Source organism: Muriicola sp. Z0-33 (assembly GCF_026126425.1).
Classification (GTDB): domain Bacteria; phylum Bacteroidota; class Bacteroidia; order Flavobacteriales; family Flavobacteriaceae; genus JAFMPW01.
The window spans coordinates 135,137-149,168 of the sequence record NZ_JAFMPW010000001.1 but is presented as its reverse complement, the minus strand read 5'-3'; the positions used below and the strand labels follow the sequence as shown (position 1 = coordinate 149,168).

At 40.1% G+C, this 14,032-nt stretch carries 10 protein-coding genes and 1 tRNA gene; 6 read left to right on the top strand and 5 right to left on the bottom strand.

Features of this window, described 5'->3' with window-relative positions; translation table 11 throughout:
• Nucleotides 1-25 precede the first annotated feature (25 nt).
• The 4 genes from J1G40_RS00605 (at nucleotide 26) to J1G40_RS00590 (ending at nucleotide 5,313) form a co-directional block, all read left to right on the top strand.
• The gene (locus J1G40_RS00605) at nucleotides 26-607 is read left to right on the top strand and encodes a hypothetical protein (protein ID WP_265240330.1); all 582 of its coding nucleotides are present in this window, start codon (nucleotides 26-28) and stop codon (nucleotides 605-607) included.
• A 4-nt stretch (nucleotides 608-611) separates the two neighbouring features.
• Nucleotides 612-3,791: a type I restriction endonuclease subunit R gene (locus J1G40_RS00600; RefSeq protein WP_265240329.1), complete on the top strand. Its 3,180-nt coding sequence runs from the start codon at nucleotides 612-614 to the stop codon at nucleotides 3,789-3,791.
• Entirely contained in the window at nucleotides 3,784-4,476 is a 693-nt protein-coding gene (locus tag J1G40_RS00595) for a M48 family metallopeptidase (protein WP_265240328.1), read from the top strand. The genes J1G40_RS00600 and J1G40_RS00595 overlap by 8 nt, the downstream gene beginning before the upstream one ends.
• A gap of 102 nt (nucleotides 4,477-4,578) precedes the next feature.
• A complete protein-coding gene (locus J1G40_RS00590) occupies nucleotides 4,579-5,313 on the top strand; it encodes a hypothetical protein (protein WP_265240327.1) in 735 nt (244 codons plus the stop codon).
• Nucleotides 5,314-5,568: 255 nt separating this feature from the next.
• Here the strand turns inward: J1G40_RS00590 and J1G40_RS00585 are convergent.
• From J1G40_RS00585 to mce, 3 genes are all read right to left on the bottom strand, one after another.
• A tRNA-Ile gene (locus tag J1G40_RS00585) sits at nucleotides 5,569-5,642 on the bottom strand.
• Between the two features lie 221 nt (nucleotides 5,643-5,863).
• The gene (locus J1G40_RS00580; RefSeq protein ID WP_265240326.1) at nucleotides 5,864-7,705 is read right to left on the bottom strand and encodes a pyruvate kinase; all 1,842 of its coding nucleotides are present in this window, start codon (nucleotides 7,703-7,705) and stop codon (nucleotides 5,864-5,866) included.
• A 273-nt stretch (nucleotides 7,706-7,978) separates the two neighbouring features.
• The gene (gene mce, locus J1G40_RS00575) at nucleotides 7,979-8,398 is read right to left on the bottom strand and encodes a methylmalonyl-CoA epimerase (RefSeq protein WP_265240325.1); all 420 of its coding nucleotides are present in this window, start codon (nucleotides 8,396-8,398) and stop codon (nucleotides 7,979-7,981) included.
• Nucleotides 8,399-8,940: 542 nt separating this feature from the next.
• Here mce and rbfA point away from each other — a divergent pair.
• On the top strand, nucleotides 8,941-9,333 hold the full coding sequence (gene rbfA, locus J1G40_RS00570) for a 30S ribosome-binding factor RbfA (RefSeq protein WP_265240324.1): 393 nt from the start codon (nucleotides 8,941-8,943) through the stop codon (nucleotides 9,331-9,333).
• 12 nt (nucleotides 9,334-9,345) lie between these two features.
• Nucleotides 9,346-10,542: an ABC transporter permease gene (locus J1G40_RS00565; protein WP_265240323.1), complete on the top strand. Its 1,197-nt coding sequence runs from the start codon at nucleotides 9,346-9,348 to the stop codon at nucleotides 10,540-10,542.
• A gap of 9 nt (nucleotides 10,543-10,551) precedes the next feature.
• On the opposite strand, the gene dusB is transcribed toward J1G40_RS00565, so the two are convergent.
• Both dusB and J1G40_RS00555 read right to left on the bottom strand, forming a co-directional pair.
• Nucleotides 10,552-11,544: a tRNA dihydrouridine synthase DusB gene (gene dusB / locus J1G40_RS00560; protein ID WP_265240322.1), complete on the bottom strand. Its 993-nt coding sequence runs from the start codon at nucleotides 11,542-11,544 to the stop codon at nucleotides 10,552-10,554.
• 52 nt (nucleotides 11,545-11,596) lie between these two features.
• The gene (locus J1G40_RS00555; RefSeq protein WP_265240321.1) at nucleotides 11,597-14,008 is read right to left on the bottom strand and encodes an outer membrane beta-barrel family protein; all 2,412 of its coding nucleotides are present in this window, start codon (nucleotides 14,006-14,008) and stop codon (nucleotides 11,597-11,599) included.
• Nucleotides 14,009-14,032 lie beyond the last annotated feature (24 nt).

The window sequence follows — 14,032 nt, the reverse complement described above, 5'->3', positions numbered from 1 at the left end:
TTTCTGTCCCAAAACCATTTGATTTATGAATCTTGACTTCAAGTTATATAAGCAAATTAGTGACCATATTAAAGGCGATATAGAAAGCCATGAGGAAGGAGAATGGTATCAATATTCTTATAAAATTTATACAAATCACAATCTAGACACTATAGATGATTTTTGGAAGATTGTTGCTTTTGCGTATTCTTGGATGCCTACAATACCAACTATTCATTTTGAAAAAATAAAAGGATTGGAGGAAAAGGTTTTTTATGAGCTTAAAAAGTTACAACAAGGTGATGGAGATATTGTTTGGTTGTTCAATACACTTTCTCCAGTAATCAATAATAGTGTAGTAGGGACTTCAAAAGCATTACATTTTATCGCCCCAAATAGGATTCCAATTTATGACAGTAGGGTAAAAGAAGCTTGGTCTAAACTATTTGATAGTGCTAAAAATCTAACTCTTAAAAAAAGACCTGACGGTAACATAGGTAAAGTATTGTTCTACACAACCAAAATGAATGACTGGTTAAAGACTTGTAATTTAGAAGACGATTCTATAAGCCTAAGAGATTTAGAATTAGCCCTGTATTATTATGGCAAAAATAAAACAGCAATTTAGATAAATGAGTCAATCACCAGAATACATACACAGCGAGTTGCCAGCCATAAAGCTGTTCCAGCAGATGGGGTATCAATACTTTGATGCTAGTCAGCAAGATGAAAGAACAGACATCACAGAGGTTATCTTAAAAGACAGGCTGTTGGCTTCAATCAAAAGGCTAAATGTTTGGATTAATGATAACAACCTCAATAAAGCATACAATGAAATAACAACCGTTAATGGGGCATCATTAATGGAGATAAATGAAAAGGTCTGGGAACTCATTAGAGGGGGAACATTCGCTGTGAAGCAGACCATAGATGGCGTTGAAGAATTTAAGGTGGTTCACTTTATAGATTACTTACATCCAGAGAACAATGACTTTTTGGTGGTAAATCAAATGAAGTATCATGGCAGGTATCAACACTCCGTACCTGACTTGGTAGTATATATCAACGGCTTACCTATTGGTGTAATTGAATGCAAGTCGCCTACGGCACAAAACGCTTGGGACAAAGCCTTTGGTGATTTAAAGTATTACCAAGAAAATTCAGAAAAGCTATTTCACTACAATCAAATCTGTGCAGGTATTTGGGACGTTGGTGGTAGGTATGGAGCGATAAATTCACCACAGCAGTTCTATTCTGTGTTTAAGACCAGTAAGGAAGATACGGACATCATCAAACAAGCCAAGAAAGACCAAGACAAGCTAATCATAGCACTTTTCAAGAAAGAGAGGGTGTTGGACATCATTCGACACTTTGTATTGTTTGAATTGGAGGAAGGCAGTACCATTAAAAAGTTGCCTAGATACCAGCAACTTAGAGCCACCAATAAAACCATTGCACGCTTACAAGGGGGTGAAGGTGGCGTGGTATGGCATACACAGGGTTCTGGTAAGTCCCTAACTATGGCGTATGTCACCCGAAAGCTGCAAGCACCTGAATATGGTTTTGACAACCCTACGGTACTGATAATGACAGACCGTAAAGACTTGGACAGACAGATTACCACTACCTTTCAAAATGTTGGTTTTAAGAATGTGAATCAAGCATCTTCTGTGGTTCATCTGGATAAATTATTGCGCAACGATTATGGGGGAATCATCACAACTACCTTGCAGAAATTTCAAGAAACAGATAAAGATGCGACCACCTCAACCGACCAAACAGAATTAGAGGAGCGAGGAAATCTCATGATTGAAAAACACCTGAATGAGAAAACCCTCACTAAGATTACCAAAGAACTTCAAAAGGGTAAATGGGTCGAGATAGAACGAGTGGAAATAGAACTGGAAGAACTATCTAAAAAGGAGAACCTTTATATTCTGGTTGATGAAGCACACCGCAGCCATTATGGGTTTCTAGCGTCCTTTATGCGTACAGTATTGCCCAATGCTAAGTTTGTCGCCTTTACGGGAACACCCATATCAAAAGAAGATAAATCCACCCTTGCCGAGTTTTATGGTGGTAAATATATTGATGTATACACCATTATGGAATCTGTTGCTGATGGGGCAACAGTTGAGTTATTGTATGATGAGGGCATAGCCAAACTAGATGTTAAAAAAGAGGAACTAGACCAAGAGTTTGAGGAGACCTTTGGGCATCTTTCGGAAGACAAAAAAGATAAACTGAAAAGGGAAGCCTTACGGAAATACCAGTTGTCGGCAGAGCGGATTGATGCCATAGGCAGACATATGGTTGACCATTATAGGGATAAGATATTTCCAGATGGTCATAAAGCCATGATAGTCTGTAGCGGTAGAGAAGCAGCAATTAAATATCAAGAAGTATTAGAATCACTAAAAGCAGAAGGCTATCACAACTTTGATTCTAAGGTGGTCATAAGTATGGGGTCTCCAAAGTCGGACGGTATTGCAAAAACGTACTATGAGACCTTAGAGTGGAACAAGGAAAATCCAAAAGACAAAAGACCTGTTTTGGTCGTTCCACCAGAAGATATCAAGGATGCCACCAATGATTTCAAGTTACCCTTTGGGAACGCAGCAGAAAAGGAGAAGTCAGGTAAAAAGAAGTATGACAATACAGCATTCATAATTGTATCGGATATGCTGTTGACAGGCTGGGATGCACCTATAGCCTCTTGCTTGTATTTAGACAAGCCATTAAAGGAACATAACTTGTTGCAAGCTATTGCAAGGGTCAACCGTTCCAGAAAAGGAAAGAACGCTGGGTATATTGTAGATTATAACGGTATCACAGCGTATTTGATTCAGGCATTGGAAATCTTTTCAGGGGATATAAGACCCGATGATATTTTAAAGAACATCAATGAAGAGTTTCCCAAATTGGTAATGAACCACACCAAGCTGGTGGAGTTCTTTAAACCAATGAAAATTGACAGGAACTATAAACGTGAGGAGTATATCGATGCTGCTGTGCGGTTCATTGAACCAATCAATAAGCGTGATGATTTCAAGGTATTGCTAAAGGATTTCAATAAGTCGATTAATATTGTGCTACCCAATACCAAAGCATTGAAGTATCAAGGGGATTTTAAATTGTTCAATGAGATAAAGTTAAGAGCCAGAAATGCCTATCCAGAGGACGAGGAATTGAAAATCACCAAAGACGAAAGCAAGATGCTTCAATCTATGATAGATGAACATTTAAAGGCAGAAGGAGTTGAAAGTTTATTGGCTGAACCTATATCCATAATTGACAAGGATAAGTTTAAAGAGGAAATAATGAATGCATCACCAGCCACTAAAGAGTTGAAGATGCGAAATAACTTAAAGCATACTATAAAAGTAGGTATTGATAAGAGTCCTGATTTCTACAAACCTTTGGCACAGCGATTAGATGAATTATTGAAGCTAAAAAACGAACAACGGATTACCCAATTAGAATTGCTAAAAGCCTATACGGAGATACAAGATGAAATCATTGACCAACAAAAGGAAGGAGAACAAAAAGGCTTTGTTACAGAGCGTGAGAGAGCCGTTTACGACTCCATGAAGGTCTTGTTTGGAGAAGATGCGGAAGACGCTACAAAGACCATATTTGACCTCATAAAAGGTGAATTGGATATTGTTGGATGGCAACGAAAAGGACAAGTGAAAAAGGATATTGAAAACAAGATTAGACGCTACTTGACCACAGCCAAAATAGAACGTGAAGATGCTAAATTGAAAGCAAAGGAAATGGTAGAAGTGCTAATAAAGAATAAGGATGCCTAGCGTACAATACGGACATAAAACCATAGCATATTCCTTTAAAGAAAAGGAGAAACTTAAAGCGCATTATATTACTGTGGATAAGGGTGATGGTGTGGTCTTGAAAGGTAAATCCATTTCTGATGAGAAAGCGCAAAAGCTAATCCTTAAAAAGGCTAAATGGATACTGGATAAACTAGACTTAGTTAGTTCCATTGGTGATGATGATATTGTTACAGGTTCAAGAATCCAATACTTAGGTAGAAAGTACTATGTTGAGGTATTTGAGAACAACCAAGTTGATGAAATAATCATAGATTTCACAGAATCTAAATTCAAAGTTTCCTTACCTAAATCATTAAATAATCAAGAAGAATTAAAGAAAGCCTTTGAAACCTTTTTGAGAGCCAAAGCCGAAGAGAAGTTAACGCCAAGAATCAATAAATTGGCAAAAGCTACAGGGTTAGATTTTAATCATTTCAAGATTAGAAAACTAGAGAAACGTTGGGGAAGCTGTACACCAGCAAACGATGTCATTATTAATATTGATGCGGTGAAACTGCCTTACAGCTTAATTGATTACCTATTAGTTCACGAACTAGTACATACCAAGATAAAGAGTCATTCAAAGGAGTTTTGGGCAGAACTTTCCAAACACATTCCAAATTGGAAGGAATTGGATGATAAAATGTATGGGATGAAGTTATGAGGATTTTATTTTTGAATGCTTTAATTAGTAAGAAATATCTAATACAGTAAATCATCGGAGTAAGTTTGATTTTACAAAAGGAATAAAGTAAAACATCGTAGAATGGGAAAGTATAATAAGATTCCTTTAGAGATTACTAGAGCGGCTAAGTCGGGTTTTGACCAATTGAGGAATGTTGCGAAACTGCACAGCGAAATAATGATTATCGATAAAGACAAAGATTTGCAATTTCATTTGACAGGTCTTGGTGACAATTCCGATTATTATTTTAGAGTAAATAAACCATTTAAAGAAAATGGGAAAGTTCTTTTTATTGCGAATTATCTTCCATACAACAAGACTGAAATTAAAGCCAATTCATATAAAGGAGAGATAAAAACAATTCTAAATGTTCTTAACAGTTGGAAAGAAATAATTCATCAATTAGATACAATATCTGTTCATCCAGAAGATGAAATTGAACAGCAATACAAAGAAGAATTTGAAGAGTGGTTTCAAATTGTTGAAGAGGATGCCGATACCAAAGCATTTTCTGCAAAACAACAATTATTAATTCAAAATGTCATAGAAAAATCAATTCCTCTTCTTTTGCAAGAAGGTATTAAAGAGGATGACCCAATAATTGAAAAAGCAACTTGGTTAAAGCTAAATCTAGGTAGGTTGACCAAAAAACAAGTTATATGTCAGGTTAAAGAACTCTTTGTTCCATTACGGAAAATGGGCATGAAAACCATTAAAAAGATTTATGATGTTGCTACTGTAGAAACAATCTCGATGGGTTATAGATTAGTCATTAGCAATATTGGCGATAGTATATTTAAATTATTAGAAGGATAGAACATTACAGACCAATTAAATGGTTAGTAATAAAATATATAGATTTTTGGACAAGGATGGTTACAACCTATTTTACGACCTACCCCTATTAAAAGAAAAACCGAATATAAAACCACCCCCACCTCTTTTCTTAAAACTTCCAACAAAATAGTTTCGGAATGCAATAACTATTATTTAAGAACACCCTTACAAACACCCTCTTATATGCAAAAAACCACAACAACCTAATTATCAGGAAGCTGTGGTTTCATTAAGTGGTCCCACCTGGGCTCGAACCAGGGACCCCCTGATTATGAGTCAGGTGCTCTAACCAGCTGAGCTATAGGACCAAAAATTATTGCTGGTTTGTTTCAGTAAACTTCCGAAAACCTTCAAATTTCGGACTGCAATATTACCACTTATTTTTAAACGCCGCAAGAAGAGCCTGCTGCTATTCGCTCTTTATTTGCTGATAAAGATCTACCAAAACCCTATTGTTGCTTTTAGGCTGCAATAAAGTCGCCCTCTTGTTGTCTGCTCGTCATTAACACACACACTACTATAAAATAGCTTAATGTTTATCTGCCCTCTCCATGGCAGGCCATAGGCGTACGTTTTTTTCCTGGTAAAGTTCCATATCCTTTAAGATGGTGCTTAGCAATTCAATAGCCTGTAGAATATAAGGCCCTTTGCTAAGCATCACACAATCTGTGCGTTGCGCCATGGCGGCATCGGTCATTTCGGCCCGGGAAGGTATCCCCTGCTTTGAGAGGTTTTCCAGTACCTGTGTTGCCCAGATCTCAGGAATATGTGCCGCCCTGCATAGCGAAAGAATTTCCCTTTGAACCCTGCCTATATTGTCCCAGCCACATTCTATGGCCAGATCTCCCCTGGCGATCATTACTCCTACAGGGTAGGTCCTCATAGCTTCCAAGAGAATCTCGGGCAGCTTATTAAAACCACTTTGTGTTTCAATCTTAAGAATGATCCCAAATCCCAACGGGGCGTTTAATTTTTGCAATTCAGTATGAAGATTGCTTACGTCCCGCTTTTGGTTTACAAAAGACAGGTTTACGATATCTGCGTTTTGAACCACAAAGGCGAGATCTCTTTTGTCTTTTGGAGTTATGCCTTTGAGCGCTAACTTACTATCGGGAAAATTTATGCCTTTGTCTGCCCTTAGTTTAATTCCCACTTTCCGGATATTGACAATCTCTATGAGCAATTCATCCGGAGCTTGTTGTCTAATAACGCCTTCAATCTTGCCATCATCAAAAAAGACCGGTTCCCCTTCCTTTACCTGATCAAATATTTCTGACGAGGTACAGGAAATATGTGCCGGGCTCATTAAATTACCTTCTTCATCCCTGATTGCAGGTCCGCCGGGTACGGCTTCCTTGTGCAATCGTAAAAGATCTCCCGAGACCAGTCTCAGGTAGTCTTCCGTCCTGGGTAGTTCCCCTACCTCAATTGGCGCGGAAGAATACTTAATATCGGTATACATTTGCATCCCCGTTTCCAAAAAGGTGGTTTTACCACATTGGGCCAAACAGCCCTCTTTTGTTGTCTTTGTAATGGTTATTTTCCTCTTCTTATTTCGGGTGTCTCTGAAGAATAAACTGTCTCCCGCTTTTAGCTTTTCCAAACTTGTTAATGCTACGGGCAGATGCAACAGCTGCGGGTTGGGATGCGGCAATGGGCCTACCCAGAGCTCACAATCCTGAATAACCTTGCCCATTACATCCTTTACAGGTCTGAATCTTTTAACTTTTGGCCCTGCGGGCAAAGTACCGGTCCGTACTTTTGGCCCCCCCAAATCCATGGAGATCTTACATTTCTTTTTCAGTTTTTCGGAAGCCGTCCTGATATGTCCAATCATCAGGCTCCACTCTTTTTCACTGTCATGTGCACAATTTATACGTGCGCAATTCATTCCGCTGGCAATCATATCATGGGCCAGCTGGTAATCATAGGCAACTGCTGTAGGTATGGTAACCATTATTCGCGTCCGCCTTCCCCTGGAGCGATAACCCAACAGCGCTTTTGCGTTGGATTTGCCCATCCTGTTACTTTTTTTAAACGTTAACTGGGCCTTGTGTTTTTTAATAGGTTCATTGTTCAGAAAGCCCTCCAGGATAGCCTTGCTGGCTAACAAACTTGCCATAACATGGCTTTCCGGTTTGTCCAGGCGGGATAGTCCCAGGTTGGCAAGCTTTTTCTGGATTGGCCTTATGTCTTCTTTGCGCAGCGCGCAGTAATGGATAAAATTACGGGCGCTTTTGATAAATTTAGGGTGCACCTCGGAAAGTTCGGCGGAAGTTTCGGCCTCAAATTGCTCCAATCGCTCTATGATAGCAGAAATTTCACCTATCAAGCGTTGTATTTTTTCTTCTTTTTTGCCAATTTCTGCCATTATCCAATCCTTTAAAAGCCGGGGACATTCTCTGGTCGCTTCCGACACCGGAGGAAGCAACCCAGGCTTCTTTCAATTAACTATAAGCAATTAATATTTATCAAACAGCGGATTAATTGCTCACTTAAGCCAACGCACCATTCAGGCCGGTTATTTTGCACTTAATTTACTGCTTACTTCATCCAGCCCCATCATCTCGTAGCCTTTTTCAATCATCCACAGGATAATCAAAAAAGATCTCGTGCTTACTGTTCACGGCTAATTGTTTATTGTTTATTGCTTATTGCTTATTGATTTTATCTCCTGGCATAACTCTACTAAAACCCCATTAGCACTCTTAGGGTGTAAAAAAGCAACGAGTTTATTGTCCGCGCCCTTTTTGGGAGTTTCATTTAAAACCCGGAAGCCTTCTGCACTTAATCTTGCTATTTCTGCTTCAATATCGTCTACCTCAAAAGCAATATGATGTATGCCTTCTCCTTTCTTTTCAATAAACTTACTAATAGGGCTGTCTTCATTTAACCCCTCTAACAACTCCACCTTATTGGGGCCCGCCATAAAAAAGGAAGTCTTCACCCCTTCGGAGGCTACCTCCTCGGTTTTGTAATGCGCTTTCCCAAAGAGTTTTGCAAACAGTTTATTTGAGGCTTCAAGGTCCTTTACGGCAATACCAATGTGTTCTATTTTGTTCATTTGTGGATTATCTTATTCGGCAGTTATTGTTCCGTGATATTTCAAAAATACGATTTTAGTATAATCAACTTTTAAATATCAAGTAATGGCTTTTCCTTTTTTTGCATTGCCCAAAAAAAGAAAGAAAAAAACGCTAGGCTGATTTTTATTTTATTGAAATCTATAGGTATTTTACTACCCCGCCGCCCAGGCCGCTTTTGCTGTGCAAAATGCTCTATGGACGGCTTCCTTCGCCAAATGTAAAATCCCCTGGATTTACTACTAAAATAAAAATAGGCCGACTTACTTTAGTTTGCCATTATTTCCGAAAAACCATCGGTTAAAACAAGCTGCAAACTTCAATCCTGGGAATTCCCTTATCCAAGAATAGGTTTCAGAAGCTTTGAATGGTACTCGGCCCGCTAAGGCGGGGTGGCAAAGTTCTGAAACCGGTTTTTCACCAATTGTGAAAAAATTCATGTGGATAAGGTGTCTTTTCTTTTGCTTCGTTTTCTTTGGACAAGCAAAGAAAATGAAGAACAATTATTCCGTACTTTTGCCCCATGGAAACACAAAGACAGAAAAAGATCTCTGGGGTAATTCAAAAAGACCTGGCAGAAATTCTCCAGAGAGCCGCTACGGACGGAGGGCTCAAAGGCACCCTGATCTCAGTTTCCAAGGTAACAGTTACCACAGACCTTTCTATAGCAAAAGTCTATGTGAGTATCTTCCCTACTAAGAATGCAAAAGAACTATTGGAAGGAATAAAAGGTAATCAGCCCATAATTAAACACGAACTGGCCTCACGTACGCGCCACCAATTGCGCCGAATGCCGGAGCTCAACTTTTACCTGGACGATTCTCTGGATTATATAGACAAAATAGAAAAGTCTTTGGATGGTAGGGAAAACCCCATCAAAAACCCTGATCTTTTGGCCAAAAGAAAAAAATCTTAATTCCACCTCGCTTTGAACTTTCCCTTGTACATCGCAAAGCGATATGTTCGGTCTAAAAGCAGTCAGAATGCAGTAAACATCATTAATTTTATCACCTTTTTGGTCATCGTAATAGGTGCCGCTGCTCTCTTTGTTGTCCTCTCTGCCTTTGCGGGTCTTAAAACCTTCAGCCTTTCTTTTAGCAATACCTTCGACCCAGACCTTAAAGCAGTTGCAGCCATAGGAAAATTTTATGCTGTCACTGCTGATGAAGAAGAAAAATTAAAACAGGTTCCGGGCCTGGCCTCTTACTCCAAGGAGCTCGAAGAAAGGGTATACCTTACACATCAGCAAAAGAGCCATATCGCCTATATTAAAGGGGTAGACCAATACCAAAATGCAACTACCGGGGTAGACAGCACCCTGTATATGGGTCAGTGGGATCTTGAAAACCAACAGGTGGTTGCGGGTATAGGCATAGCCAATTTACTTGGCCTCCCTGTCAATAACTACAGAAGTCCACTTATCATCCTCGCACCAAAGCCCGGCACAACATCTATCTCGCAAACCACCCAGCCCTATAACCAATTATCTGTAGTGGTCTCTGGCGTCTATGCTATAGAAACCAACCTGGACGAAAAGTACGTGTTTGCGGAATTGCCTTTAGTACAGGCGCTTTTGGAAAAGGACAGTAGCCTGGTTTCTGCAGTCAGTTTTAAATTAGGGCCAAATGCCGATCAACAAGGCGTTAGCAGCGAAATCAGGGAAATTTTAGGCCAGAAAGCGCTTATTAAAAACAGACAGGAACTCAACAGCACGCTTTACAAAATGTTGAATACTGAAAACCTGGCTACCTATCTCATTTTTACCCTGGTACTCATTATTGCTCTGTTTAATGTTGTAGGGGCCATTATTATGATGATCCTGGATAAACAACTCAATTCCAAAACGCTATTTAGCCTGGGGACCACCATAAAAGAACTTCGCCGCATCTATTTTATCCAGGGGATTCTGGTAACGGGCTTCGGTGGTCTTATAGGGGTGCTTTTGGGCTCTCTACTCATCTGGTCGCAACTGGCCTTCGGTTGGTTAAGAATAACTCCCTCCCTGGCCTATCCTGTAGAATACCAAATTATTAATGTGATTATAGTAATGAGCACTATTCTTGTATTGGGGGTAATTGCAGCAAAAATTGCCAGTAGCAGGGTAAGCAGGAAATTGGTCGCTTAAGAAGGTCTCCTAGACAAATACATGATCCCCAAATTTTTCCAAAACCTCATCAAAGGCTGCAAATACATCTTCAGAAGCATCGCTGGTAACCATCTTCATACGATAGGGTTTAAAATCTGGTATCCCTTTAAAATAATTGGTATAGTGCCTGCGGGTTTCAAACACTCCAAGTTTTTCGCCTTTCCAGGCTATAGACATTTCCAGATGTCTGCGGGCAGCACTGACCCTTTCCTCCATAGTAGGTGGGGCAAGGTGCTTCCCCGTATTAATAAAATGTTTTACCTCTTTAAAAAACCAGGGATATCCAATACTGGCCCTGCCTATCATGGCTCCGTCTAAGCCGTACTGATCTCTCATTTTTACTGCCGCCTCAGGGCTGTCAATATCTCCGTTTCCAAATACTGGGATATGCATCCTGGGGTTGTTTTTAACCTCAGCTATAGGCCCCCAATCGGCCGCACCTTTGTACATCTGCACCCGGGTACGTCCGTGTATTGCAATTGCTTTGCAACCCACATCCTGCAGGCGTTCAGCTACTTCCACAATTCTGATTGAATCCTGATCCCAGCCAAGACGGGTTTTTACCGTCACAGGTAGTTTGGTATGATCTACCATAGCTTTGGTAAGCGATACCATAAGGTCTATATCTTTTAATATGCCGGCACCAGCGCCTTTGCTCACCACTTTTTTTACCGGACAACCAAAATTGATGTCGATAATGTCCGGCCCGGACTTCTCCACAATTTCAACAGATTGCAACATAGAGTCCAGGTTAGCACCAAAAATTTGTATTCCTACAGGCCGCTCTTTTTCATAAATATCGAGCTTCATGACACTTTTTGCCGCATCGCGGATAAGGCCTTCCGAAGAAATGAATTCTGTATATACCACGTCTGCCCCCTGTTCTTTGCAAAGTGCTCGGAAAGGCGGGTCGCTTACATCCTCCATAGGGGCAAGCAATAAGGGAAAATCCGGAAGTTGTATGTCTCCAATTTTAGGCATAATGGTATCCTTGGCCTGCAAAATTAAAAATAAAGTAGGAAACTATGGGTATTTACTCGTTTTCGAGTCGGTCTAACTCGCTTTTCTGCAAGCTTCTGTTAGTACCACTAAGGCCGTAATTCCCAAAATTATAGGTAAAGCCAAGACGAACAAATTGCGTTTCCGGCACACTAACTATTGTATTGTCCTGGTTGGCATATCGCGAGGTATAGGTAGCATTAGCCCTTCCCAACAAATCTTCTGCAACCAGGGAAACTACTGCCTTTTTATTCCATAAAGATTTGCGCAAGCCAATATTTAAGTTGATGGTCTCCGTTCTTTTGTAAGAGCCAAGGAGAAATCCGCTCAGATAGGTCAGAGAGGTATCTCCGGTAAAGGTGCCATCTTTAGAAAGCGTTAAAGAGTTGCTCAGATAACAATAATATCCAGTTACTTTGTTTTTGTAGGATTCAATACTGCTTTCCACGGCCATAAAAGTTTCGTCTTCATAAAAAACAGAATTGTAAAAGTACATATACCAGGAAGGGGTTACCGAGGTGGCGATGGTAAAATCCAGCCCAAAGGAAATACTTTCAAGAACATTTTGTTTTAATTTTCTGATGGTTTGATTCTCATTGTCTTGAAAACTGAGTGTGCTGATATATCGGCCATTATCCCTGTAATAAATATCGAAAAAATAGGTGTCCTTAATATTAAAATTCAGATTGAAATTGTGGCTAAAGTTAGGCACCAGATCCGGGTTACCCTCATCAAAATCGTTCTCGTTTAAAAAATACCTGAACGGATTAAGGTCCGAGTATTTTGGGCGGGTTAGTTTTCTGCTATAATCTAAAGAAATGCTATGATCATCCCCAAGTTTTCTGGTCAGGAATAAAGAAGGGAAAAACTCCAGATAGCTTTGGTTGTTGATCTGTTGCAAGGTTTCAGATCTGGCCTTTACACTAGTCTGCTCTGCCCTTATTCCCAACTTTATCAGCCAGTCTTCCCAATCTCCGGAGAAACTAGCATAAGCCGCCAAAACCCCTTCCCTGTAATTAAACCGGTCCGAAAGCGCAATATTAAATGGGGGTTGCGTATCGTTTACATCAAAATAGTCTATCCCGCTCTGGGACTCTATAAGCGATCCTTTTACCCCACTTTCAAAAACACCAGATTTAACAGGGTTATAGTAATCTAGTTGCCCGGTGTAAATATTAATGTCCTGAAGGGCGTCCGTAGAGAAACTGAAGTTCCTTAAAAAAGTTCCTGAGGCATCAAAATAATCGCTAGATCCATCTTGCTGTCGTGAAAGTTCATAATAAGTGTAGTGGGCATTCATCTTTAAGAATTCACCCTCTTTTTTAAACTTTCGCTCGAAGTTCAGATCAAAAGAAAGGTTTAGTAAGTCGTCATTAATGGTGCTTTCATTTACCAGCGTCGAGTCTAGCTGTCCACTCCCATTGCGCATTTGGGTCTGCACTTCATTTTCATCCTTTTTGTTAGGTGAAAAACTGAGGTTAGAGGTTAAATTAATTAAATCCCTATCGCTGGGATTGAAATCTAAAATTAAATTGGCCTGCTGGGCAGAAGAACGCGTGGTTTTGTTATAATCGGTGGTCCAATCCGCAAAATTGGTGTTTTGCTCATCAATAAAATTAACCCTGCTGTCAGATTTTCTAAATTCTTTTCTTGGATTGATAACATAATTAGCGAAAATGCTAAAGTTATCACTCTTGTAGTACTGGCTTGTTCCTAAACTGTATTTAGGGAAAACTGCCTGCTCTATATGGCCGCGAACACTCCCTTTATATCCTGGCACTATATTCTCGGTAGTGCGGATATTAAGTATGGGGCCATCTTCTGCTTCATAACTTGCGGGAGGGTTTGGAATAACCTCTATTGCCGAGATCATATTTCCCGAAAGGCCCCTTAAAAAATCCTGGATTTCGGAAGTGGATAATTGTACCTTCCGATTGTTCAGATAAACTGTGGCCTCCTGCCCCCTTATTTCCAGGCTTTCCTCTACTACGATAACTCCAGGTGCATTTCTTAGGATGTCCAGCGTGGTGCCTTCACTAACTACGGTATTCTCCACATTAAATACAACACGATCTGCTTTCCGTTCAATTGAAGGCAACTGGCCGGTGAGGACCACCTCATCTAACCACTCCCCATCTGGCTCCATCACTATAGCACCTATTTTTACATCTGAGGAAATCTCCAGAGGAACCAGCACGGATTGATAACCAAAATATTTCGCTTGTAAATAGTATAGGTTTGGGGAGACATTTCGCAAAACAAAGCGTCCATTATCATCGGCAGATATGCCTTTTATGAGGGTGCTATCCGAAACTTGTAATAATACCACATTGGAAAAGGGCAAGGGTTTGCCTTCGGTATCTCTGACAGCTCCAGAAACTTCATAGGTTTGGCCTGTCAATAAAAGGGGAAATATCGCCAAAATGACAAATAAGGGGAGTCTCACGTTCTGGTAGGTTAATGCCCAAAG